The 21,970-nt window shown below is 55.7% G+C and carries 23 protein-coding genes; 14 read left to right on the plus strand and 9 right to left on the minus strand.

What is annotated here, in order from left to right:
- Nucleotides 1-23 precede the first annotated feature (23 nt).
- From CRO87_RS19690 to ptsP, 4 genes are read left to right on the plus strand one after another with little or no spacing between them, the layout of a single operon-like run.
- Nucleotides 24-1,274: a PTS fructose transporter subunit IIC gene (locus CRO87_RS19690; RefSeq protein ID WP_097164619.1), complete on the plus strand. Its 1,251-nt coding sequence runs from the start codon at nucleotides 24-26 to the stop codon at nucleotides 1,272-1,274.
- Between the two features lie 14 nt (nucleotides 1,275-1,288).
- Nucleotides 1,289-2,374: an aminopeptidase gene (gene ypdF / locus CRO87_RS19695; RefSeq protein WP_097164620.1), complete on the plus strand. Its 1,086-nt coding sequence runs from the start codon at nucleotides 1,289-1,291 to the stop codon at nucleotides 2,372-2,374.
- Entirely contained in the window at nucleotides 2,374-3,414 is a 1,041-nt protein-coding gene (ypdE, locus tag CRO87_RS19700) for an aminopeptidase (protein ID WP_097164621.1), read from the plus strand. Before ypdF ends, ypdE begins: the two co-directional genes overlap by 1 nt.
- Nucleotides 3,415-3,436: 22 nt before the next feature.
- Nucleotides 3,437-5,932 carry a phosphoenolpyruvate--protein phosphotransferase gene (gene ptsP / locus CRO87_RS19705; protein WP_097164622.1) on the plus strand — a complete coding sequence of 832 codons (2,496 nt, stop codon included), beginning with the start codon at nucleotides 3,437-3,439 and terminating at the stop codon, nucleotides 5,930-5,932.
- Between the two features lie 4 nt (nucleotides 5,933-5,936).
- On the opposite strand, the gene CRO87_RS19710 is transcribed toward ptsP, so the two are convergent.
- On the minus strand, nucleotides 5,937-6,791 hold the full coding sequence (locus CRO87_RS19710; protein ID WP_097164623.1) for an AraC family transcriptional regulator: 855 nt from the start codon (nucleotides 6,789-6,791) through the stop codon (nucleotides 5,937-5,939).
- An 87-nt stretch (nucleotides 6,792-6,878) separates the two neighbouring features.
- Nucleotides 6,879-7,709 (minus strand): alpha/beta fold hydrolase, encoded by an 831-nt coding sequence (locus CRO87_RS19715; protein ID WP_097164624.1) that lies wholly within the window; start codon nucleotides 7,707-7,709, stop codon nucleotides 6,879-6,881.
- A gap of 283 nt (nucleotides 7,710-7,992) precedes the next feature.
- On the opposite strand from CRO87_RS19715, the gene CRO87_RS19720 reads away from it, so the two are divergent.
- The 3 genes from CRO87_RS19720 to uspG all read left to right on the plus strand — a co-directional run bounded on the left by CRO87_RS19720 (nucleotide 7,993) and on the right by uspG (nucleotide 10,507).
- Complete coding sequence (locus tag CRO87_RS19720; protein WP_097164625.1) at nucleotides 7,993-9,369, plus strand: GntP family permease; 1,377 nt, start codon at nucleotides 7,993-7,995, stop codon at nucleotides 9,367-9,369.
- A 123-nt stretch (nucleotides 9,370-9,492) separates the two neighbouring features.
- On the plus strand, nucleotides 9,493-9,903 hold the full coding sequence (gene rnk, locus CRO87_RS19725) for a nucleoside diphosphate kinase regulator (protein ID WP_097164626.1): 411 nt from the start codon (nucleotides 9,493-9,495) through the stop codon (nucleotides 9,901-9,903).
- A gap of 175 nt (nucleotides 9,904-10,078) precedes the next feature.
- Complete coding sequence (gene uspG / locus CRO87_RS19730) at nucleotides 10,079-10,507, plus strand: universal stress protein UspG (protein ID WP_097164627.1); 429 nt, start codon at nucleotides 10,079-10,081, stop codon at nucleotides 10,505-10,507.
- A 164-nt stretch (nucleotides 10,508-10,671) separates the two neighbouring features.
- On the opposite strand, the gene ahpF is transcribed toward uspG, so the two are convergent.
- Nucleotides 10,672-12,237, minus strand: a complete 1,566-nt coding sequence (ahpF, locus tag CRO87_RS19735; protein ID WP_097164628.1) for an alkyl hydroperoxide reductase subunit F — start codon at nucleotides 12,235-12,237, stop codon at nucleotides 10,672-10,674.
- A 146-nt stretch (nucleotides 12,238-12,383) separates the two neighbouring features.
- Entirely contained in the window at nucleotides 12,384-12,947 is a 564-nt protein-coding gene (gene ahpC / locus CRO87_RS19740) for an alkyl hydroperoxide reductase subunit C (protein WP_097164629.1), read from the minus strand.
- Between the two features lie 356 nt (nucleotides 12,948-13,303).
- Here ahpC and dsbG point away from each other — a divergent pair, with 356 nt between their 5' ends.
- From dsbG to CRO87_RS19755, 3 genes are all read left to right on the plus strand, one after another.
- Nucleotides 13,304-14,047 carry a thiol:disulfide interchange protein DsbG gene (gene dsbG / locus CRO87_RS19745; protein WP_097164630.1) on the plus strand — a complete coding sequence of 248 codons (744 nt, stop codon included), beginning with the start codon at nucleotides 13,304-13,306 and terminating at the stop codon, nucleotides 14,045-14,047.
- Nucleotides 14,048-14,256: 209 nt separating this feature from the next.
- The gene (locus CRO87_RS19750; RefSeq protein ID WP_097164631.1) at nucleotides 14,257-15,480 is read left to right on the plus strand and encodes a phosphoadenosine phosphosulfate reductase; all 1,224 of its coding nucleotides are present in this window, start codon (nucleotides 14,257-14,259) and stop codon (nucleotides 15,478-15,480) included.
- Nucleotides 15,465-16,091 carry a ParB/RepB/Spo0J family partition protein gene (locus CRO87_RS19755; protein ID WP_097164632.1) on the plus strand — a complete coding sequence of 209 codons (627 nt, stop codon included), beginning with the start codon at nucleotides 15,465-15,467 and terminating at the stop codon, nucleotides 16,089-16,091. The genes CRO87_RS19750 and CRO87_RS19755 overlap by 16 nt, the downstream gene beginning before the upstream one ends.
- Here the strand turns inward: CRO87_RS19755 and CRO87_RS19760 are convergent, their stop codons facing one another.
- Nucleotides 16,092-17,252, minus strand: a complete 1,161-nt coding sequence (locus CRO87_RS19760) for a pyridoxal phosphate-dependent aminotransferase (protein WP_097164633.1) — start codon at nucleotides 17,250-17,252, stop codon at nucleotides 16,092-16,094. It abuts the gene before it with no gap.
- Between the two features lie 122 nt (nucleotides 17,253-17,374).
- Here CRO87_RS19760 and CRO87_RS19765 point away from each other — a divergent pair, with 122 nt between their 5' ends.
- The 4 genes from CRO87_RS19765 to CRO87_RS22975 all read left to right on the plus strand — a co-directional run bounded on the left by CRO87_RS19765 (nucleotide 17,375) and on the right by CRO87_RS22975 (nucleotide 19,656).
- Nucleotides 17,375-17,989 (plus strand): methylthioribulose 1-phosphate dehydratase, encoded by a 615-nt coding sequence (locus CRO87_RS19765; protein ID WP_097164634.1) that lies wholly within the window; start codon nucleotides 17,375-17,377, stop codon nucleotides 17,987-17,989.
- Nucleotides 17,986-18,675: an acireductone synthase gene (mtnC, locus tag CRO87_RS19770; RefSeq protein WP_097164635.1), complete on the plus strand. Its 690-nt coding sequence runs from the start codon at nucleotides 17,986-17,988 to the stop codon at nucleotides 18,673-18,675. The genes CRO87_RS19765 and mtnC overlap by 4 nt, the downstream gene beginning before the upstream one ends.
- Nucleotides 18,672-19,214, plus strand: coding sequence for an acireductone dioxygenase (locus CRO87_RS19775; protein ID WP_097164636.1), 543 nt, complete (start codon nucleotides 18,672-18,674; stop codon nucleotides 19,212-19,214). The genes mtnC and CRO87_RS19775 overlap by 4 nt, the downstream gene beginning before the upstream one ends.
- A 175-nt stretch (nucleotides 19,215-19,389) precedes the next feature.
- A complete protein-coding gene (locus CRO87_RS22975; protein ID WP_097164637.1) occupies nucleotides 19,390-19,656 on the plus strand; it encodes a type I addiction module toxin, SymE family in 267 nt (88 codons plus the stop codon).
- Between the two features lie 119 nt (nucleotides 19,657-19,775).
- Here CRO87_RS22975 and CRO87_RS19785 read toward each other — a convergent pair whose 3' ends face one another.
- From CRO87_RS19785 to CRO87_RS19800, 4 genes are all read right to left on the minus strand, one after another.
- On the minus strand, nucleotides 19,776-20,270 hold the full coding sequence (locus tag CRO87_RS19785) for a hypothetical protein (protein WP_097164638.1): 495 nt from the start codon (nucleotides 20,268-20,270) through the stop codon (nucleotides 19,776-19,778).
- 484 nt (nucleotides 20,271-20,754) lie between these two features.
- Entirely contained in the window at nucleotides 20,755-21,117 is a 363-nt protein-coding gene (locus tag CRO87_RS19790; protein ID WP_255252523.1) for a nuclear transport factor 2 family protein, read from the minus strand.
- Nucleotides 21,114-21,353: a DUF2164 family protein gene (locus CRO87_RS19795; RefSeq protein ID WP_097164639.1), complete on the minus strand. Its 240-nt coding sequence runs from the start codon at nucleotides 21,351-21,353 to the stop codon at nucleotides 21,114-21,116. The genes CRO87_RS19790 and CRO87_RS19795 overlap by 4 nt, the downstream gene beginning before the upstream one ends.
- A gap of 108 nt (nucleotides 21,354-21,461) precedes the next feature.
- Nucleotides 21,462-21,938 carry an SRPBCC family protein gene (locus CRO87_RS19800; protein WP_097164640.1) on the minus strand — a complete coding sequence of 159 codons (477 nt, stop codon included), beginning with the start codon at nucleotides 21,936-21,938 and terminating at the stop codon, nucleotides 21,462-21,464.
- Between the last annotated feature and the right edge of the window lie 32 nt (nucleotides 21,939-21,970).

Genomic DNA, 21,970 nt, shown 5'->3' on the forward strand with positions numbered 1-21,970 from the left:
CCTCAACCGCAAGGGTGTATGAAATGGCAATAAAAAAACGCAGTGCCATTCGTCCTGCTTCGTCTGACGGCGAAGCCATTGCGCTGGCAACAGCGCCCGTAGAATCTGGTTCTGCCTTCTGGAAAGAGCTCCCGCAGCACATCATGTCGGGTATTTCCCGCATGGTACCCACCTTAATCATGGGCGGGGTGATCCTCGCCATATCGCAGCTGATCGCCTACGTCTGGCTGGAGATCCCGCCGGATACCGGCATTCTCGACGCCCTGAACTCCGGTAAATTTACCGGCTTCAACCTGTCGGTGCTGAAGTTTGGCTACCTGACGGAATCCTTCGGCGGGCTGCTGTTCAGCTTCGCTATCCCGATGTTTTCAGCCTTTGTCGCCAACTCCATCGGCGGTAAACTGGCGTTCCCGGCGGGCTTTATCGGCGGCCTGGTCGCCACGCAGCCAACGCTGGTGCTGAACTTCGACCCGGAAAAACTGAGCTGGCTTGCCACTAAGCCCGTGCCTTCCACCTTTATTGGCGCGCTGATCATCGCCATTGCGGCAGGCTACCTGGTCAAATGGCTGAACGCGAAAATCTCTGTGCCACAGTATCTGCTGGCGTTCAAAAGCACCTTCCTGATCCCGATTCTCTCCGCGCTGTTCGTGATGTTGGCGATGTATTACATCATCACACCGATTGGCGGCTGGCTAAACGGTGGGATGCGCACGCTGCTGCTGGCAGCAGGCCAGGCAGGTTCAATGATGTATGCCATCGGCATGGCGGCCGCCACGGCGGTTGACCTTGGCGGTCCAATAAACAAAGCGGCTGGCTTTGTGGCACTCGGTTTCACCACCGATCACGTGCTGCCAATTACTTCCCGTGCCGTCGCCATCGTCATCCCACCGATTGGCCTGGGCCTCGCCACGCTGATTGACCACCGCCTGACCGGCAAACGTCTGTTCAGCCCGCAGCTCTATCCACAGGGGAAAACGGCGATGTTCCTGGCGTTTATGGGCATCAGCGAAGGGGCGATTCCGTTCCTGCTGGAGAACCCAATTGCGACGCTGCCTGCCTACATGGTCGGCGCGATTGCCGGGGCGATGACCGCCACCGCGTTCGGGGCCGTGCAGTGGTTCCCGGAATCCGCCATCTGGGCCTGGCCGCTGGTCAGCAATCTTGGCGGGTATATGGCGGGCATTGCGGTCGGGGCAATCATCACGGCGCTGCTGGTGGTGCTTATCCGTAACGGCATGCACAAGCGCGGCAAACTGGCTATCGACGGCATTTGAGAGGAAAGACGGATATGGCAATTCTGACGGCAATCCGCGACAGGATGATGCAGCAGCGCACCGACGCGATGCTCATATCCTCCCGGCAAAACAAGCTGCCGCACTTTGGCTTTTCGAGCAGCTCTGGTTTCGTGCTGGTAACAAGGCAACACGCGCACATCCTGGTAGATTTTCGCTATTACGGTGAAATCGCTGCCCGCACGCAGGGCTATCAGCTTCATCGGCTGGAAAGCACGCGGCCAATGGCGGATATCGTCAACCAGATTGCCACGGAAGAAGGCCTGCAACGCATTGGTTTTGAGGGCGAACACGTGAGCTGGCAGAGCGGGAATGCATGGCGTGAAGCCCTGCGTCCGGAGTTGGTCAGCGTATCGCTGGAGCCTTTGCGTCAGGTGAAAACCGCCAATGAAATCGCGCTAATTTGCGAAGCATGCCGAATAGCCGATGCCGCCGCCAGCCATATCCGTCGCTTTATTCAGCCAGGCCTGCGCGAACGCGAAGTGGCGGCCGAGCTGGAATGGTTTATGAAACAACAGGGGGCAGAGAAACCCTCATTCGATACCATCGTCGCCAGCGGCCCTCGCGGCGCGCTGCCCCACGGCAAGGCGTCCGAGAAAGTTATCGTCGCGGGTGAGCTGGTGACCCTCGATTTTGGCGCCCAATACCAGGGTTATTGTTCCGACATGACCCGCACCTTCCTGGTGGCGGGTCGCTACGAGCGGCCGGAAGAGTCGCCACTTTTTGCGATGTATCAGACCGTGCTGGAAGCACAGCTGGCCGCCATTGCCGCCATTCGCCCCGGCGTTGCCTGCCACACCGTGGATGCCGCCGCAAGGGAACACATCTCCCACGCAGGTTACGGCCCGAACTTCGGGCACAACACCGGGCACGCCATCGGCATTGACGTTCACGAAGATCCGCGCTTCTCACCAACGGATAACACGCTGCTGCGCCCGGGCATGCTACTGACCGTAGAGCCTGGTATTTATCTCGATGGCGAGGGTGGCGTGCGGATTGAAGACGTGATCCTCGTGACCGAAACCGGGGCTGAAGTGCTGTATCAGATGCCAAAAACCCTGCTGCTGACGGGAGACAATTGATGGATATCGCATTACTGAAGGCGCTAAGCGAGGCCGATGCCATCGCAGCCTCCGAGCAGGAAGTCCGGCAAATTTTGCTGCGGGAAGCCGCAGCATTTGGCAAAGAGGTGCAGTTCGACGGTCTCGGCTCGGTGCTTATCCGCCTCAACGAAAGCGCAGGCCCGAAGGTGATGGTCTGCGCACACATGGATGAAGTCGGCTTTATGGTGCGTAGCATTTCGCGCGAAGGCGCGATTGACGTTATCCCCATTGGAAACGTCAGGATGACCGCTCGCGAACTTCAGCTCGTACGCATCACCACCCGAACGGGTCACAAAATTCAGGGGTTACTCGACGGCGAGCGCCACGGCAGCGACGTCACAAAGCTACGGGTTGATATCGGCGCATGCAGCGCTGATGAAGTGGCTGAAGCAGGCGTCGAGCCCGGCGATCGTGTGACCTTCGCCACCTCTTTCACCGAACTGCCGCACAACCGCGTGATGGGCAAAGCCTTTGACGATCGGCTCGGCTGCTATCTTTTGCTCAGCCTGCTGCGGGAGCTGCATGCCACCCCGCTCAACGCCGAAGTGTGGCTGGTCGCCAGCTCCAGTGAAGAAGTGGGCCTGCGCGGTGGGCAAACCGCCACCCGCAAGGTAAACCCGGATCTGGCCCTCGTGCTCGACACCGCCTGCTGGGCGAAAAACTTTGATTACGGCAGCGACAATCACCGCCAGACGGGCGAAGGCCCGATGCTGGTGATGTACGACAAAACGCTGATCGCCCCGCCGAAGCTCAGCGCGTGGGTCGAAGAAACCGCCGCCCGCCATGCCATCGCTCTGCAACGGGATATGTTCAGCAACGGCGGTACCGATGGCGGCGCGGTCCACCTGAGCGGCACCGGGATCCCGACGGTGGTGCTGGGCCCGCCAACCCGCCACGGACACTGCGCGGCGTCTATCGCCGACGTGGGTGATATTGATTTAACCCACCAGCTGCTGGTGGCCCTGCTTCATGACGTGAATGCCAAAACCGTTTCTCATCTGACGGACTTCAGATGCTGATTTTGCGCTTACAGGAGCTGTTATGCTGACTCTCGATTTTCTCTGCCCGCTGCCTAACGGCCTTCATGCCCGCCCCGCCTGGGCGCTGAAGGAGCAATGCAGCGCGTGGCGGAGCGATATCCGCTTCATCAATCACCGCCTGAACAGCCACGCCGACGCCAAAAGCTCGCTGGCGCTGGTCAGCACCGGAACGCTGTTTAACGACAGCTGCTCACTGGAGATTTACGGCCCCGACGAAGAGCAGGCCCGCCGCGCCCTGGAAAGCTGGCTCGATAAAGACTTTATCGACAGCGACAGTGAACTCCCGGCAGCCGCCGCTCCGCAGAGCCATCCCCTGCCCCGTTCTCTCTCGCGGCTGCATCCGCACATCCTGCCAGGCACGATTCTGGCCAGCGGCATCGGCTTTGGGACGATAACCCTCTGGCGCAGCGACAGCCTTGAGCGCTATCGCGCCATTCCGGCAAGCCCCGAAGATATGACCCGCCTGGAACACAGCCTGGCAGAACTTGCCGACAGCCTGAACCAGCAGCTGCGTCTGCTCGATGGCGAAAGCAAAACGATTCTCAGCGCCCACCTGTCGCTGATTCAGGACGATGAGTTTGCCAGCAACATTCGCCGCCTGATGCGCGACCAGAAGCAGGGGCTGGCTGCCGCGATCATCGACAATATGGAAGCCATCTGCGCCAAATTGCTGGCTTCCAGCAGCGATTATCTGCGCGAGCGCGCCAGCGACATTCGCGACATCAGCGAGCGCCTGCTGCACATCACCTGGCCTGCATACCGCAATCAGGACATGCTGCGCCTGACGCAACCCACCTTACTGGTGGCGGAAGATCTGACGCCAAGCCAGTTTCTGGGCCTCGATTTAACCCAGCTCAAAGGCATGGTGCTTGAGAAAACAGGACGCACCTCGCACACGCTGATCCTCGCCCGCGCCTCGTCCATTCCAGTGCTGAGCGGCTTTAGCGTGACGGAGCTGAGCGCCCTTGAACATCGTCAGGCCGTACTTGACGGCCAGTGCGGCGTGCTGGTCCCGGAGCCCGACGATGCGGTGATGGGCTATTACCGGCTGGCCCGCGAACTGGCGGATAAACGCGTTGAGCGTCAAACCCGCGATGCCGCCCTGACGGCGCTGTCGCGCGATGGGCATCGGCTCGAGATAGCGGCCAATATCGGCAGCGCGCTGGAAGCACCCGGCGCGTTTGAGTCAGGCGCGGAGGGCATCGGCCTGTTCCGCAGTGAAATGCTTTATATGGACCGGCAGGCCGCACCCGATGAGCAGGAGCAGTTTGAAGCCTATCAGCAGGTGCTGCTGGCGGCGGGCGACAAGCCTGTCATCTTCCGCACCATGGACATCGGCGGCGATAAGCAGCTGAACTATCTGAACATTCCGCAGGAGGAAAACCCGTTCCTCGGCTATCGCGCGGTGCGCATCTACCCGGAGTTTGCCGGACTGTTCCGCACTCAGCTGCGCGCCATTTTGCGGGCAGGCGCACAGGGCAACGCACAGCTGATGATCCCGATGGTCCACAGCCTCGATCAGATCCTGTGGGTGAAAAGCCAGCTGAGGGAAGTGAAAGCGGAGCTTCAGGCGGAAGGCCTGCGCTACGCCAACTCGCTGCCGCTTGGCATCATGGTGGAGGTGCCGTCGGTGTGCTACATCATCGATCACTTCTGCGACGAGGTGGATTTCTTTAGCATCGGCTCCAACGACATGACGCAGTACCTCTACGCCGTCGATCGTAACAACCCGCGCGTGTCGCCGCTTTATAACCCGATCACGCCCTCCTTCCTGCGCATGCTGAGCCAGATTGTCACCGTCGCGCATCGTCACGGAAAATGGGTCGGCATCTGCGGCGAACTGGGCGGCGAGAGCCGTTATCTGCCGCTCATGCTCGGCCTTGGCCTCGACGAACTCAGCATGAGCGGACCACGCATTCCGGCGATAAAAAGCCTGCTGCGTCAGCTCAACAGCGACGCCTGCCGGGAGCTTGCGGATAAAGCCTGCGAGTGCCGCAGCGCCGAAGAGATTGAAACCCTGCTGCGCGAGTTCACACCGCTTGAGGAAGCGCGCCCGCTGCTGGCGCTGGAGAACATCCTGTTCACCGATAAGCCTTACCGCAAAGAGCAGATTATTCAGCTGCTGTGCGGCAACCTGGCGGCGAACGGGCGCACGGAGCATCCACTGGAGCTTGAGGAAGACATCTGGCAGCGCGAAGAGATTGTCACCACCGGCGTCGGGTTTGGCGTGGCGATTCCGCACACCAAATCAGCGTGGATCCGCCATTCCAGCATCAGCATCGCACGACTTCCGGCACTCACAGACTGGCAGTCGGAGATGGGTGAAGTGGAGCTGGTTATTATGCTGACGCTCGGCGAGCATGAAGGCATCAACCACGTGAAGGTCTTTTCGCAGCTGGCGAGGAAGCTGGTGAACAAAGCCTTCCGCCAGTCGCTGATGGAGGCCAGGGATGCACAGGCCATTCTCGATCTGCTCAACCGGGAACTGGTCTTCTAAGCGCTTACTGGAAACGCGCGCGATACTCTCCCGGCGTCAGGCCAAACTGACGCCGGAACAGACGAGCAAAATAGTCGCCGTCCGGGTAGCCGCAGCGCAGCGCCACGTCGCCAATCGACAGCTGGTACTTCTGCAAAATCATCCTCGCCTTCGCCATTCTCACCCAACGTAAATAGTCGACAAAGCTCATGGTGCCCTGCTGGCTGAACAGGCGGGAAAGGTGATTCGGCGTAATGTTGAAAAAGGCGGCGGCATCTTCCCGCGTGAGCGGCCGGGCGTAGTTGTCCTGGATCCAGTTACAGATACTCTGGTAGAGAAACTGCGGGCGGGAAGGCGTGGCATCCGTCTGGGCCAGCAGGCTTTTGCGGCACAGGTGCAGGAAACTCAGCGCCAGCGGCTGAATGATCTCCTGATCCTGCGGCGAGCGGCTCAGCAGCGTCAGCGCGGTGAGCATCGCTTCACCCTCCCCACGCTGCTGATGCGGGATCTCAATTTTGCGAAGCGGTGCGGGCGTGCCGCCCTGGCGGCTGTCGTAAAACGCCATGCCGGTCCACGCCGGGGCAAATACCATGCTGAGCACCATCGCCGAACGGGTAAATTCAGGCAAGTTCGCGGCGCGCGGCGGAATAAACAGCATTTCACCCTGCGCCAGACGGCGCTGAGATTCATCGAGCCTGTTGCCGTATTCACCCCGCAGCACGATCTCAAGGCGCGGCATATCGAGGCAAAGTGCGCCCGCTGGCAGCATTTTCGGCGCACCGGCAAACCAGAGACGGCCAAGCCGCTGGGGGTTGAGCACCAGCCCGCTCAGCAGGTCAGCAAAAAAACGACGGTCGGCGGGCAGTTCTGAGAAAGGCATCGTCGGGCTCTGAAAAGTCGAAAGGAGCAAGTGTAACCCGAGGACGTAAAAGCTGTATGCCCGGCACGTCACGTACCGGGCAACGGGTCAGGCTTTCAGGAAGGCCAGCAGATCTTCGTTAATTTGCTGCTTGTGGGTGGTACAGATGCCGTGAGAGCCGCCCGCGTACACTTTTAGCTGTGCGTCAGGCAGAATTTCCGCCGCCACTTTGCCGCAGGTTTCGAACGGCACAATCTGATCGTCATCGCCGTGAATCACTAGCGTCGGGATGGTCATCCGCTTCAGATCCTCGCGCAGATCGGTTTCAGAAAACGCCTTAACGCAGTCGTAAAGTGCCTTGATGGAACCCTGCAATCCCTGGGCGACAAAGCCCGCCCGCACCGCTTCCGACACCTCAGCGCCCGGACGGTTGTAGCCATAGAAGGCCATCGTCAGCTCATGGAAAAACGCACCGCGGTCTTTCACCACACCTTCACGAATGCCGTCGAACACTTCTTTGGGCACGCCGTTGGGGTTAAAGTCTGTCTTCACCATAATTGGCGTGACCGCGCCAATCAGCACCGCTTTCGCCACTCTCGAGGTGCCGTGACGGCCAATATAGCGCGCCACTTCGCCGCCGCCGGTGGAGTGGCCAACGTGAACCGCATCCTTCAGATTCAGGTGCGCCGTCAGCTCCGCCAGATCGTCGGCGTACTGATCCATCGTGTGGCCGTCCCATGGCTGCGATGAGCGCCCATGGCCGCGCCGGTCGTGGGCAATCACCCGGTAACCTTTGCTGCCTAAAAACAGCATCTGATCTTCGAAGGCGTCTGCCGTCAGTGGCCAGCCGTGGCTGAACACCACTGGCTGCCCGCTTCCCCAGTCTTTGAAATGGAGCGTACTGCCATCTTTCAGGGTCAATGCATCATAACCACTCATGGGATCTCCTGCTTCTCGAAAAGGCTGTCGCCGATTGGCACAGCGGTGCTTATCAAGAATATGCCAGATTTGAAAGCGATCACGTTTTGCGCACAATATTTCTCCGTAGCGATAAATTTTCCGGATATTTGAGCCCTGTCGCATAGTGTTAATAAATGTGTCTGGGCGTATTTACAAGCACCGCCATGTTACCAGTATCATGTTACCGGTATCAGTGATACGCAACGGGAGTCCCCCCGCTTATCACTCCCGCTTTATCTGTCCGGTGACTGAGGAAAATAAGATGACAGACGTGACAAATGCACTGGGAGCCGGAACGCTGCTCGGTATTGCCGCAGGCGCTGTGTTGCTACTGCTGGTGTTAATCATGCGCTTCAAAGTGCATGCCTTCCTGGCCCTGACCCTGGTCAGTATTGTGGTGGCGCTGCTGACGAAAGTGCCTTTCGATAAAGTGGTGCCGACCCTGTTAACGGGCTTCGGTGGTACGCTGGCAGGCGTGGCGCTGCTGGTCGGGCTGGGTGCCATGATAGGCCGCCTGCTTGAAGTGTCCGGCGGGGCGAAAGTGCTGGCTGATACGCTGATTGGCAAATTCGGTGCCCATCGTGCCCCGTTCGCGCTGGGCGTGGCCTCACTGCTGTTTGGCTTCCCCATCTTCTTCGACGCCGGTCTGGTGGTGATGCTGCCGATTATCTTCAGCGTCGCCAAACAATTTGGCGGTTCTACGCTGAAATACGCCTTCCCTGCCGCGGGTGCGTTTGCGGTCATGCATGCGCTGGTGCCGCCGCATCCAGGCCCGGTAGCCGCGTCTGAACTGCTCGGTGCCAACATCGGCCTGCTGGTGATCGTTGGCCTGATTATCGCCCTGCCAACCTGGTATATCGGCGCGTATCTGTATGGCCTCTATGCGGGCAAAAAATTCGACATCAAGCTGCCCTCCTCTTTCCTGGGCGCTGTAGATGCGGATCCGAACCATAAGCCGCCTTCATTCGGCATGGTGCTGACCATTTTGCTGATGCCGCTGGTCCTGATTTTCCTCGAAACCGGCCTCAACACTGCCATCGTACTGGGCTGGGTGGCGAAGGACGACACGCTGGTTAACTTCCTGCGTATGCTGGGTAAAACCCCTGTCGCACTGCTGATTACCGTGTTCTTCGCGTTGATGGTGTTCAGCCGTCAGCACAGCCTGAAGCACCTCGAAAAAATCTGTGACGGCGCGTTAGGGCCAATCTGCGGGATCATTCTGGTCACTGGCGCAGGCGGCATGTTCGGTGGCGTACTTCGCGCAAGCGGCATCGGCGATGCGCTGGCGGGGGTACTCTCAGACACGGGCATGCCAATCATTGTGGCGGCGTTCGTCATTGCCACCGCGCTTCGCGTCGCGCAGGGTTCAGCAACCGTTGCCCTGACTACCACCGCCGCGCTGGTCGCCCCGATGGTGCATGCCTCCACAGGTATCAGTCAGCTCGATTTGTGCTTTATCGTGGTTGCCATTGCCGGTGGCGCAACGGTACTGTCTCACGTCAACGACTCCGGTTTCTGGCTGGTCGGCCGCTTCCTGGAAATGGATGAGAAGACCACGCTGAAAACCTGGACGGTCATGGAAACTCTGCTCGGCGGTCTGGCGTTCATCTTCGCGCTGATTGGTAGCCTGATCTTCTAATGTGAGCTAAATCACTTCAAAGATCCGACCACAGCCAGTATGATGATCGGACCCTAAACCCTCGTCCTGCACGACGAGGGTTTTCTTTTGGATACAGGTCCCTGGAAAAACATGGAGTAACCAATGACCAGACCCGCCATTATCATTAATGAGTTTGATGCTGAACGCATTGACCGGCTTCTCGAGAAACCAGAATGGGCGAACTCCCCGGTCGCTCAGGCGCTGAATGACGAACTGGATCGTGCGCAGATGTGCTCGCCGCAGGAGATGCCGCACAACGTGGTGAGCATGAACAGCCAGGTTCGCTTCCGTGATTTAAGTACCAACGAAGAGCGCGTGCGCACGCTGGTGTTCCCGGCCAACATGACCGACAGCGCCACTCAGCTTTCCGTGCTGGCTCCCGTCGGTGCGGCACTGCTTGGCCTGCGCGCGGGTGATGCCATCCACTGGACGCTGCCAAACGGCACCGAAACACACCTGGAAGTGCTGGAGCTTATCTACCAGCCCGAAGCCGCCGGTGAATTTCACCGCTGATCGCCGCTAACCCGCCGATTACAGAGGATGTTCCCACATCCTCTTTCAGTATCCCGTCCGACAAAACTTTACCCTCTCTTTGCGCCGCGTTACCGATATTTGCGACCTGAATGTCATAAATTCTTCGCCGGATATGCTTCTATTAAGATATCAATCACATGGAGGAGGATTTCATATGTACAACACGATCATTATGCCGGTGGACGTCTTTGAAATGGCGCTGAGCGACAAGGCCGTTCGTCATGCGGAGTTTCTCGCTCAGAAAGAAGGCATTATCCACCTTTTGCACGTCCTGCCCGGTTCAGCGAGCCTGACCATGAGCCGCTTTGCCGCCGACCTTCGTCGCTTCGAAGAACATCTGCATCAGGAGGCGGAAACGCGCCTTAAAACCATGGTGGAGCACTTCAGCATCGACCCTTCGCGCATCAAAATGCACGTGCTGATGGGCAACGTGCGCGACGTGGTGAACGAGCTTGCCGAAGAGCTGCACGCCGACGTGGTGGTGATCGGTTCGCGTAACCCGTCCATCGCCACCCATCTGCTGGGTTCAAATGCTTCCAGCGTGATTCGCCATGCCCATATCCCGGTGCTGGTGGTGCGGTGACGTCTTGCCGGGAGGCGCTTCGCTTTCCCGGCCTACGGGTTTTGTAGGCCTGTGCAACCGCAGCGCCGCCAGGCGATCGGCTACCCGGCAATGCGCTGAAACAAAAAAAGAGGCTACCTTTCGGTAGCCTCTTCACATTGCAGGTGTGTCTTCTTTTTTTTGAACTACGCCGTTTTGGTGCGTATCAGGTAATCGAACGAACTCAGGGAAGCCTTCGCGCCCTCGCCCGTGGCGATAATAATTTGCTTGTACGGCACGGTGGTGCAATCGCCCGCCGCGAACACGCCTTTGACGCTGGTTTCGCATTTGGCATCAATGATGATCTCGCCCATGCGGTTGCGTTCAATCGCGCCTTCCAGCCAGGTGGTGTTTGGCAGCAGACCAATCTGCACAAAAATACCGGACAGCTCGACATGGTGCGCATCGCCGCTCACGCGGTCACGGTAGTCGAGGCCAACCACTTTGCTGCCGTCGCCTTTCACTTCGGTGGTTTGCGCATTCAGAATGATATCGACGTTTTTCAGGCTGCGAACTTTGTCCTGCAACACCTGGTCGGCCTTCATTTCAGGTGCGAATTCCAGCAGCGTCACGTGCTCAACGATACCCGCCAGGTCGATAGCCGCTTCCACGCCGGAGTTACCGCCGCCGACAACCGCCACGCGCTTGCCCTTGAACAGCGGGCCGTCGCAGTGTGGGCAGTAGGTCACGCCTTTGGTGCGGTACTGATCTTCGCCCGGCACGTTCATGTTGCGCCATTTCGCACCCGTCGCAATGATGATGCTGCGTGCTTTCAGCACTGCGCCTGAGGCGGTTTCAATCTGATGCAGCCCACCTTCGGTTGCCGCTGGCGTCAGCCTGCTGGCGCTCTGGGAATCAATCACGTCCACATCGTAATCCGAAACGTGCTGCTTCAGCGCGCCTGCCAGCTTCTGGCCTTCGGTTTTCGGGACTGAGATGTAGTTTTCGATGTCCACGGTGTCCAGCACCTGGCCGCCGAAGCGTTCACCCATCAGGCCGGTACGAATACCTTTGCGTGCGGAATAGACCGCTGCCGCCGCGCCTGCCGGGCCGGAGCCGACAATCAGCACGTCATAAACATCACGTTTGTTCAGCTCTTCCGCCGCACGTTTTTCTGCACCGGTATCCACTTTCGCGACGATTTCCGCCAGGGTCATACGGCCCTGACCGAACTCTTTGCCGTTCACGAATACAGCTGGAACGCCCATTACGTTGCGGTCGGTGATTTCATTCTGGAACACGCCACCGTCAATTGCGGTGTGCTTAATGCGCGGGTTCAGCACCGCCATCAGGTTCAGCGCCTGCACCACGTCCGGGCAGTTGTGGCAGGAAAGTGAGTAGTAGGTTTCAAACTCGAAGTCGCCGTCCAGATCGCGGATTTGCTCCAGCATGGATTGCGCTTCTTTCGACGGATGGCCGCCGGTCCACAGCAGCGCCAGCACCAGAGAGGTAAACTCATGGCCCAGCGGAGAGCCCGCAAAACGTGGCCCCTGGGTGGCACCCGGGTTGGTAATCAGGAATGACGGTTTGCGCACGGCCAGCGAGTTGTCTTCTTTGAACGTCACTTTCGATGAAAGCTCGGCTATCTCCGCCAGCAGTTCCTTGATCTCTGCCGATTTCGCGCTGTCGTCCAGCGTGGCAATCAGCTCAACAGGTTTGGTCAGTTTCTCAAGGTAGGCCCTGAGCTGGGTTTTCATGTTTGCGTCGAGCATCTCGTTATCCCTCTCTTAAAACGTCATCATGCAAGCGGCCTCGCGGTTGCCTGAATGCGGCTTGCATCATGGGGTTTGAATGAAAACGGGTGTCGAAACACCCGTTGATTGCCCGTGCAAGCGCAGCGCCGCCGGGCAGTAAAGACTTAGATTTTGCCAACCAGGTCCAGGGATGGAGCCAGGGTCGCTTCACCTTCTTTCCACTTCGCCGGGCACACTTCGCCTGGGTGGGAAGCCACGTACTGAGCCGCTTTCACTTTACGTAGCAGGTCAGACGCGTCGCGGCCGATGCCTTCAGCGGTAACTTCAATGGCTTGAATGATGCCCTGCGGGTCAACAACGAAGGTAGCGCGGTCGGCCAGGCCTTCGTCTTCACGCATGTTGTCGAAGTTACGGGTCAGGGCGCCAGTCGGGTCACCGATCATTGCATATTTGATTTTTGCGATGGTTTCAGAGCTGCCGTGCCACGCTTTGTGGGTGAAGTGGGTATCGGTAGATACGGAATACACGTCCACGCCCAGCTTCTGCAACTCTTCGTGATGGTCTGCCACGTCGCCCAGTTCGGTCGGGCAAACGAAGGTGAAGTCAGCCGGGTAGAAGAAGAACACGCTCCAGCGACCTTCGGTGTCTTTCTCAGTGACTTCTACGAATTCGCCGTTTTTGAAAGCCTGGTTTTTGAAAGGTTTGATTTTGGTGTTAATTAAAGACATCTGTACTTCCTCCGTGTTGTCGTTGAGGGCTAAGGTAACCAACCTGACGTGATTGAGCCAATGCGTTTGCTTTATCAAATCAATCGGCGTTACCTGCCAAACCCAACGGTACTGATAGCCAGAACGTAAAAAGGCCACCTTTTCAGGCGGCCCCGTTACCTGGCGTCTCAAAGAGATCCAGTGCCAGCAAGCTGGCGTGCGTTGCGCTCTACATACCTTCAAAAGGCCGTAACAGCGGAAGGGATTAGAGCACTCGCCTGGCGCGATCGCAATTGCGCCACGGCGGGGTCTTCTCTATGGTTGTGATAGGCTATGCCGAACACCTGCCCTCACCCTTTATTTTACAAGGAGTTGCTATGCGAAAACTCACTCTCCTGCTCACGCTTGCGCCGCTGATGGCCTCCGCCGAAGAGCTGCCCGCCCCTGTAAAAGCGGTCGAGAAACAAGGCATTACGATAATCAAATCCTTTGATGCGCCCGGCGGGATGAAAGGCTGGCTCGGCAAATATCAGGATATGGGCGTCACCATTTACCTCACGCCAGACGGCAAGCACGCCATTTCGGGCTACATGTACGATGAAAAAGGCACCAACCTCAGCGAGCAGATCATTCAGAAAGAGATTTACGCCCCTGCCGGACGAGAGCTGTGGCAGCAAATGGAGAAGGCGCACTGGATCCTCGATGGCAAAAAATCCGCACCGCGCGTGGTGTATGTTTTTGCCGATCCGTACTGCCCATATTGCAAACAGTTCTGGAAGCAGGCCCGCCCGTGGGTGGAATCTGGCAAAGTGCAGCTTCGCACGCTGATGGTTGGCGTCATTAAACCCGAAAGCCCGGCCACTGCTGCCGCGATTCTGACCAGTCAGGATCCCCAAAAAACCTGGCACGATTATGAAGAATCAGGCGGCAAGCTGCAGCTGAATATACCGGCGTCAGTTCCACCCGCGCAGATGGAAATATTAAACACCAATCAGAAACTGATGGATGCGTTAGGCGCGAACGCCACCCCCGCAATATATTATCTGAACAAGGACAATATTCTGCAGCAGGTGGTCGGCTTGCCCGACGATGAAAATCTGAAAGCGATGATGGGCGAATAATAATCATGAGATAAGGTTATGATTTAATGACCTTATCTTATTTATCTTAAATACAGAATTCTTTCCCTGCCCAATAAATTCACAAAATCAATAAGTAAGACCCAAAAATAACCATCAAAAATATGACAATAAAGATAATATATCCATTTACTTAAAGTGGCATTTTGTCTATTTTCAAAGTCCATCAGATAAAACCGAAAGGCAACGGAATGTCACTCTATAAGGTCACGCTTGGACAGAATGTGATAGAGGCGAGTACAGAAAGAGTTATCTGGACGCTAACCAATTTCGACCGTGTGTGCGTCTCCTTTTCTGGCGGGAAAGATTCAACGGTCATGTTGCATATAACCGGCCAATTGGCCCGCAAGCTCAATAAAAAATTCAGCGTCCTGTTTATTGACTGGGAGGCCCAGTTTTCAAGCACGATTGAGCATTGTGAAAATATGCGTCGGGAATACGCTGACGTTATCGACACCTTTTATTGGGTTGCGCTGCCGCTCACCACACCCAATGCACTGACCCAGTTCACCCCCGAGTGGCAATGCTGGGAGCCTGGCGCCCACTGGGTGCGACAGCCGCCGGAACATGCCATAACCGACCCCACTTACTTTCCTTTTTATCAGCAAAATATCTCCTTTGAGCAGTTTGTCCGGGAGTTTGCCGAATGGTTCTCTCAAAAACGCCCGGCGGCGGTCACCATTGGCATTCGTGCCGACGAATCCTACACCCGCTTTTTAGCCATCGCCTCCCAGCGCAAGCTGCGCTTCGCCGACGATAAGCCCTGGACCAGCGTCGCACATGGTGGTCACGCCTGGTACGTTTACCCGATTTACGACTGGAAAACGGCGGATATCTGGACGTGGTTTTCCCGCAGCGGCATGTCTTATAACCCGCTGTATAACCTGATGTTTCAGGCTGGTGTTCCGCTGCGCTACATGCGAATTTGCGAGCCGTTCGGGCCGGAACAGCGCCAGGGGCTGTGGCTGTATCACGTGCTGGAACCGGAGCGCTGGGCTGCGATGTGCGCGCGCGTCGGCGGTGTTCACTGCGGCGGAGTCTATGCCGGGCAGGATAATCAGTTTTACGGACATCGTAAGCTGGAAAAACCGGCAGGCCATAGCTGGAAAACCTACTCCCTGTTTTTACTCGACACCATGCCACCGACGACCGCCAATCACTACCGCAATAAAATCGCCGTTTATCTGCGTTGGTATCAGAAACAGGGCATGGAGGATGTGCCGGATACTCAGCCCGGCGATACCGCGTCGAAGGATATTCCCTCCTGGCGGCGTATCTGCAAGGTGTTATTAAACAACGACTACTGGTGCCGGATGCTCTCATTCAGCCCGACAAAGTCGCTGCACTATGCGCGTTACAACAAACGCATCAATAAAAAACGTCAGGAATGGGGCATTTTATGCAACAGCAAATGATCGAGCAGATGACCGCCTGGCTGGAAAGTCTGCCGGAAGGCGATCGTATTGAAGCCATTAACCAGTTTCGTCTGGCGTTGCACCGGGCCAGTCCGTTTCGCGATCAGCCCGTCGACTGCGTGCTGTGGGTCAGGCAGGAGCAGATTGCCCCCAACGATTACAACCCCAACAACGTCGCGCCGCCGGAGAAAAAACTGCTGCTGAAATCGCTGGAAACCGACGGCTTTACCCAGCCGATTGTGGTGCATAGCCCCGAACATCAGCATTATGAAATTGTCGATGGCTTTCACCGCCAGCAGCTCGCCACGTCAAAGCGCGCGCTAAAGTCGAAACTGAAAGGCTATCTGCCAGTTACGGTGCTGCAAAATGAGGCCAGCGGAACGTCCGGACGCATGGCTTCCACCATCCGCCACAACCGGGCGCGCGGGCGGCATCAGATCAACGCGATGGCCGACATCATTCGGGAGCTGGCGCAGCTCGGCTGGACGGACAAGAAAATCGGCGAGGAGCTGGGGATGGACGCCGATGAAGTGCTGAGGCTGCGGCAGATCAACGGCCTGCTGGATATGTTCAGCGACCGTCAATTTTCCGAAGCCTGGACGGTGAAATAGCTACAGCTGGCACAGCCGTTCGGCGGCGGCCAGCAGCGTCGATTCCTGCTTCGCAAAGCACAGGCGAATCAGCTTGTGCGGGAAAGGATCGGCGCAGAATACCGACAGCGGGATCGCCGCCACGCCCACTTCTTTGGTCAGCCACTGGCAAAAGCTCACGTCATCCAGATCGGATATCGCACTGTAGTCGGCCAGCAGAAAATAGGTTCCCTCGCACGGCAGAATCTCCAGGCGACTGTTCGCCAGCGCGTTGATAAACACATCCCGGCGCGCACGGTAGAACTCGGGTAGCTCGCGGTAATGTTCCGGCTGGCTGCGCAGCATATCCGCCAGCGCCAACTGCGCGGGCGTATTCACCGCAAACGTCAGATACTGGTGAACCTTGCGCAGCTCCGCGCTGATTTCAGCAGGCGCCACGCAGTAGCCCACCTTCCAGCCAGTCATATGGAAGGTTTTACCGAACGAAGAGACCGCCACCGCACGTTCCCGCAGCTGCGGATGCGCCAGCACGCTGGCGTGGCCTTCTGGCGCAAAGCTGATGTGCTCGTACACCTCATCGCTGATGACGTAGATCTCACGCTCAGCAATGACCTGCCACAGGGCGTCGAAATCACTTTTCTGCCACACCGTTGCCGACGGGTTGTGCGGCGTATTGAGAACAACCAGCCGGGTTTTGTCGCTCAGCAGCGCCGCAAACGCCTGCCAGTCCACGCGAAAATGCGGCGGCTGGAGCGCAATACGTTTCAGCACGCCGCCGGAAAGTTCCACCGCGGGCGCGTAGCTGTCGTAACTCGGATCAAAACAGATAACCTCATCGCCTTCGCGCACCAGCGCGGTGATTGCCGCATAGAGCGCTTCAGTCGCCCCCGCCGTCACGGTGATGTCGGTATTCGCGTCCGGCGCATAACCGTAAAGCTCAGCCGTTTTCACCGCAATGGCTTCGCGCAGAGCAGGCACGCCCGTCATCGGCGCATACTGGTTCGCGCCATGAGCAACGTGATGCGCCAGGCGTTCCTGTAAAAAGCGCGGTCCATCGAAATCAGGAAAACCCTGCGACAGGTTGATCGCCTTGTGCTCCAGCGCCAGAGCGCTCATCTGTGTAAAAATGGTGGTGCCGAGGTTGGGGAGTTTGCTTTGCGGAATCAGCCGGTTAGTGCTCATTATCGTTTTACCCGAATGTAATGCAGTTGTTGCTGCCACTATAACACGATGTTAGTATTTGGCAATCAAGACGCTTAGACGTCTAAACGATAAGAATATACCCGCCTGCGGAGAACGGTAAGATGACTGAAAATCGGCAACTCAGCGCCCTCGTAGGGGCCTGTCACTGGATAGGGCTCAAAGGCTGGGCGCCCGCTACCGGCGGCAATATGTCCGTACGGGAAGATGCCCACACCTGCTGGCTCAGCGAATCTGGAAAAGACAAAGGCTCGCTCACGGAAGCCGACTTTTTGCAGGTGGAGATTGCCACTAATCAGGCACCCTCGGGCCGCAAACCCTCCGCCGAAACCGGCCTGCACACCCTGATTTATCGCCTTTTCCCGGAAGCCGGAGCGGTATTGCACGTTCATACCGTCAACGCGACCGTTCTCTCACGCATTGAAAAATCGGCTGAATTAGTGCTGCACGGCTACGAAATGCAAAAATCACTGCGCGGCCAGAGCAGCCATCTCGACAGCGTGGCTATCCCGGTGTTTGATAACGACCAGGACATCGACGCCCTTGCCTGCCGCATTGAGCACTACGCCCGCGAACGCCCGCTCAGCTACGGCTTCCTGCTGCGCGGCCACGGCCTGACCTGCTGGGGTCGCGACGTTGCCGAAGCGCGCCGTCACCTCGAAGGGCTCGAGTTTTTGTTTGAATGCGAACTGCGCCTGCGCCAACTGGAGAAACCATGATCCGCGCCATAGTGACCGACATAGAAGGCACCACCAGCGATATTCGCTTCGTCCACAACGTGCTTTTCCCTTACGCGCGGGAGCGCCTGGCGACGTTTGTGACTACGCAGCAGGATTCGGATCCTGTGAAATCCGTCCTGAGCAATCTGCGGGAAGAAATCGCCCAGCCGCAGGCCAGCACGCAGGAACTTATCGACACCCTGTTCCGCTTTATGGACGAAGACAAAAAGTCGACGGCGCTGAAAGCGTTGCAGGGCCTGATCTGGCGCGGCGGCTATGTGAACGGCGACTTCACCGGCCATCTCTACCCGGACGTATTGCCAGCGCTGGAGAAATGGAAAGCCCAGGGTATTGATCTGTATGTTTATTCCTCCGGCTCGGTGGCGGCGCAAAAACTGTTATTTGGCTACAGCGACGAAGGTGATATTACTCATCTGTTCAGCGGCTATTTTGACACGCACGTCGGTGCCAAGCGCGAAGTGCCGTCTTACCGGAACATTGCAGAACAGCTCGGGCAACCTGCCGGACACATTCTGTTTTTGAGCGATATTCATCAGGAGCTGGATGCCGCCCGCGAGGCCGGGTTCCGCACCGTGCAGTTAATTCGTGGCGACGATGATGCCGCCAGCCATCACCCGCAGGTTTCCCGATTCGACGACATTGACCTGGAGCAGATCCCCTCATGAGCGCCCTGACTATTTTCTCTGATACCGACGCCCGCGAACCGACGTGGCACAGCACCGACGGCCATGAAATTCAGCAGCAGCTGAACGGCAAAGGCGTACGCTTCGAACGCTGGCAGGCCGACCGCGATCTGGGTGAAAGCCCGACCGCCGAAACGGTTATCAACGCCTATCAGCACGCCATCGACAAACTGGTGCAGGAAAAAGGCTACCAGAGTTGGGACGTAATCAGCCTGCGTGCCGACAACCCGCAAAAAGATGCGCTGCGTGAAAAATTCCTCAACGAACACACCCACGGCGAAGACGAAGTGCGCTTCTTTGTGGAAGGCGCCGGGCTGTTCTGCCTGCATATCGGCAATGAAGTGTTCCAGGTGCTGTGCGAGAAAAACGACCTGATCTCCGTTCCCGCAGGCACGCCGCACTGGTTTGATATGGGCTCAGAGCCGAACTTTACCGCCATCCGTATTTTCGATAACCCCGAGGGCTGGATCGCACAGTTTACCGGGAGCGATATTGCGGTCGGGTATCCGAAGCTGAGTTAAATACAGCAAGGCCTCTTTGTGAAGACAGAGAGGCTTTCTTTTACAGCCCTCGTTCAGCCATTTCTGCATTCGTTACATTCCCTGCATTTTTCTCTGAAACGCCTTCGCATTTCACAACTTTGCCCGCAATCACAGCGCCTGCTGCGAGCCGCATTCCCGGCTCCGCCATCAGTACATTCCCCTGTCAGGAGAATGGCTGGCGAGAATCAAATTTCTGAACGACATGCCAATCAAAATCCGTGTGATGCCAAACTGTATCGTCTTCACCCCACAAAACACCCGCGAGAAGTGGGGCTGCCTGGAAGGACTGAGCATTATCGATGTTAACAAACAAAGAATCGCCACCCAGCTCAGAACCTTCCCCTACCCGATGAACGGTACCGGTAATGTACCGATGATTCGTCGTAATTCTCATGATTGCTTGATCCGTAGGGGGAGTTAGGAGGTTAGATTGGATTACTCCCGGTTCTGAGGCCGAGAGGTTTAGGTAGCATATAAAATATATTACCGGCAGTAATACTCAGATAATTGGAGGAAGATATGCTACTTTCTTCGTCCAGGTCAGTATGAGAGCGTCAGATTCTCGTTGTTTACCACCATCTTCTTTTTGTTAATAACGAGTAATGAAGTAGTACCTACTCCAGTAAAAAGAGCATCACCTTTGAAGAAGGTCTGCTCCTTATCTCCAACCAAATGCCTTGCCATTTCCAAATCATTTTCTTTCAAAAGAAATGTTGCATTATTTTTCTTTATCCCAATCAAGCCCATTCCAGCATCACTAATGATCGATGACATACCCGACACAGTAAAAAACAAAAATAGCGCCGAAATAACAATAAATATTAAATGCTTCCTTTTCTTTTCTTTTTTTACATTTCTAACATAGTAAACATTTGGAACAAGCATAATAAAAACTGCAGTTATGATAATCGATGAAACTATTGATTGAAAATCATTCCTTCCAGATGCCAGAGAAAGAAAAATAACAATGATTCCAACAAATGACATCGCGAGAAAAACTAAAATAGGTTCGTAAATCCCCATCAACCTAGCCATTCTGCACGTTCCTTTAAATGATTTTGGGCGTTTCTTTTTCAGAACTCTAAAAATAAAACACACACACTTCATAAATATATATGAAGCAAGCACTGACATGGAATACCATAAAATCAAAATAAAACCGAGAATTAGTGAGTATGAAGTAACAACCATTAGAAAAAAATCACATCAGATATAGTTAACCCACTTGGCAAGAACTCTATGCGGACACAATAAAACATAAAGATAATCACCCCTGCCCCAGTAAGACAGAGATAGATATTTTTTGCCATATCCATATTTAACATTCGTTTTAATGCAAACATTACTTTCTCCATTTATAATTCATGATAGGGGGGGGCATAAAACAGTCGTAGACATCAGAATATCCCTTGCCAAAAGTCCTTTTCTCGACACCACAGCATTACCTATGCCCATTAGAAGTAATTCACGTTTTCTGATGACCACACCAGTTAATCACAATCAGGGGGGGTACCTCCCTTTACAACTCTTCGAAAGTGACGAACTGAAGCTTCCAGCCTCCATTGAGCATAATCCAGTTCTCAACGAATCCGATGTTCGATACATCCTCTCCGTCGTCTAATGCCGCCTTACCTGTTACACACGCGATATCTTTAAATTTTCGGATTTCAACTTCGTATTCAGCTCTGGTAATAGCTAATTTTTTATGTTCCGGATGGCGCATATCTACTTTGCGTAACTGGTGCTTCTTATAAAGAACTTTCTGACCATTGGTAGAAATAAACCATTCTGTTTCAAGATAGTCTAACTGCTCAGTATTACCATTATAAAAGGCGTTATACCATTCTTTGCGCATTAAGTTTAAATCAGCCTTAAAACTCATATTATCTTCCTTAAGTCTAATTCCTCTTCGATTTTTTCTGCCGTTCCTCTCAATGACTGAATAGCATCATCAATAGCCATATTATAAATCGAAGGCATAAGCTTCTTGAGCAACTCGTCAAGCAAAGCCTCAGACTCAAACTGACCAAGGTGTAATTCATGCTCTGTCATCATATGAGATGTAATTAACTCTGACAGTTCGTTATAAATATCTTTATTCAATTCTGGCATACTCATATCGCCTCTCCTTAATGAAACACCCTTAATATTCTAAGGTGTTGTGTTGTCCATTGATGAGTTTTTGACACGATACCAGAATTCGTTGGATAGAATACAGCCTAAAAATCATCGCTGAGCTAATTCCTCCCTTATATACGCAACCAGCTGATCCAGCACAATCCCCCAGCCTTCATGGAAACCCATTTGTTCATGCTGTTCTCTTTTTACAGCTGTGGCATGTCGGGCTATTGCCGTGTATCGCGTCTTGCCTTCACCTGCATCTTCCAGCAGCAAAATGGCGGTCATAAAGGGATCTGCGGCGGGTTTCCAGCCTTCGGTGTAGCCGTCGGTGAAGACAAGTTTGCGACCGGGATCGATCTCAAGAAACACGCCGTGATTGCGCATCTCTTGGCCATCGACGTCAAAGACCGTGTTGAATCGCCCGCCCACGCGCAGGTCAATGTCACACTCGGTCACCTTATGGGGAGCGGGAATAAAGAAGCGTTTGATATGCTCAGGTGTGGTCCAGCAGGCCCACAGTAAATCGCGCGGTGCATCCACCACGCGTTCAAGTTTCAGGTCTGTATTCGGGTCCAGAGTCATGTTCAGTCCTCTTTCAGGAAGTATCCTTAAAG

This window comes from Enterobacter sp. CC120223-11 (assembly GCF_900215375.1).
GTDB lineage: Bacteria > Pseudomonadota > Gammaproteobacteria > Enterobacterales > Enterobacteriaceae > Scandinavium.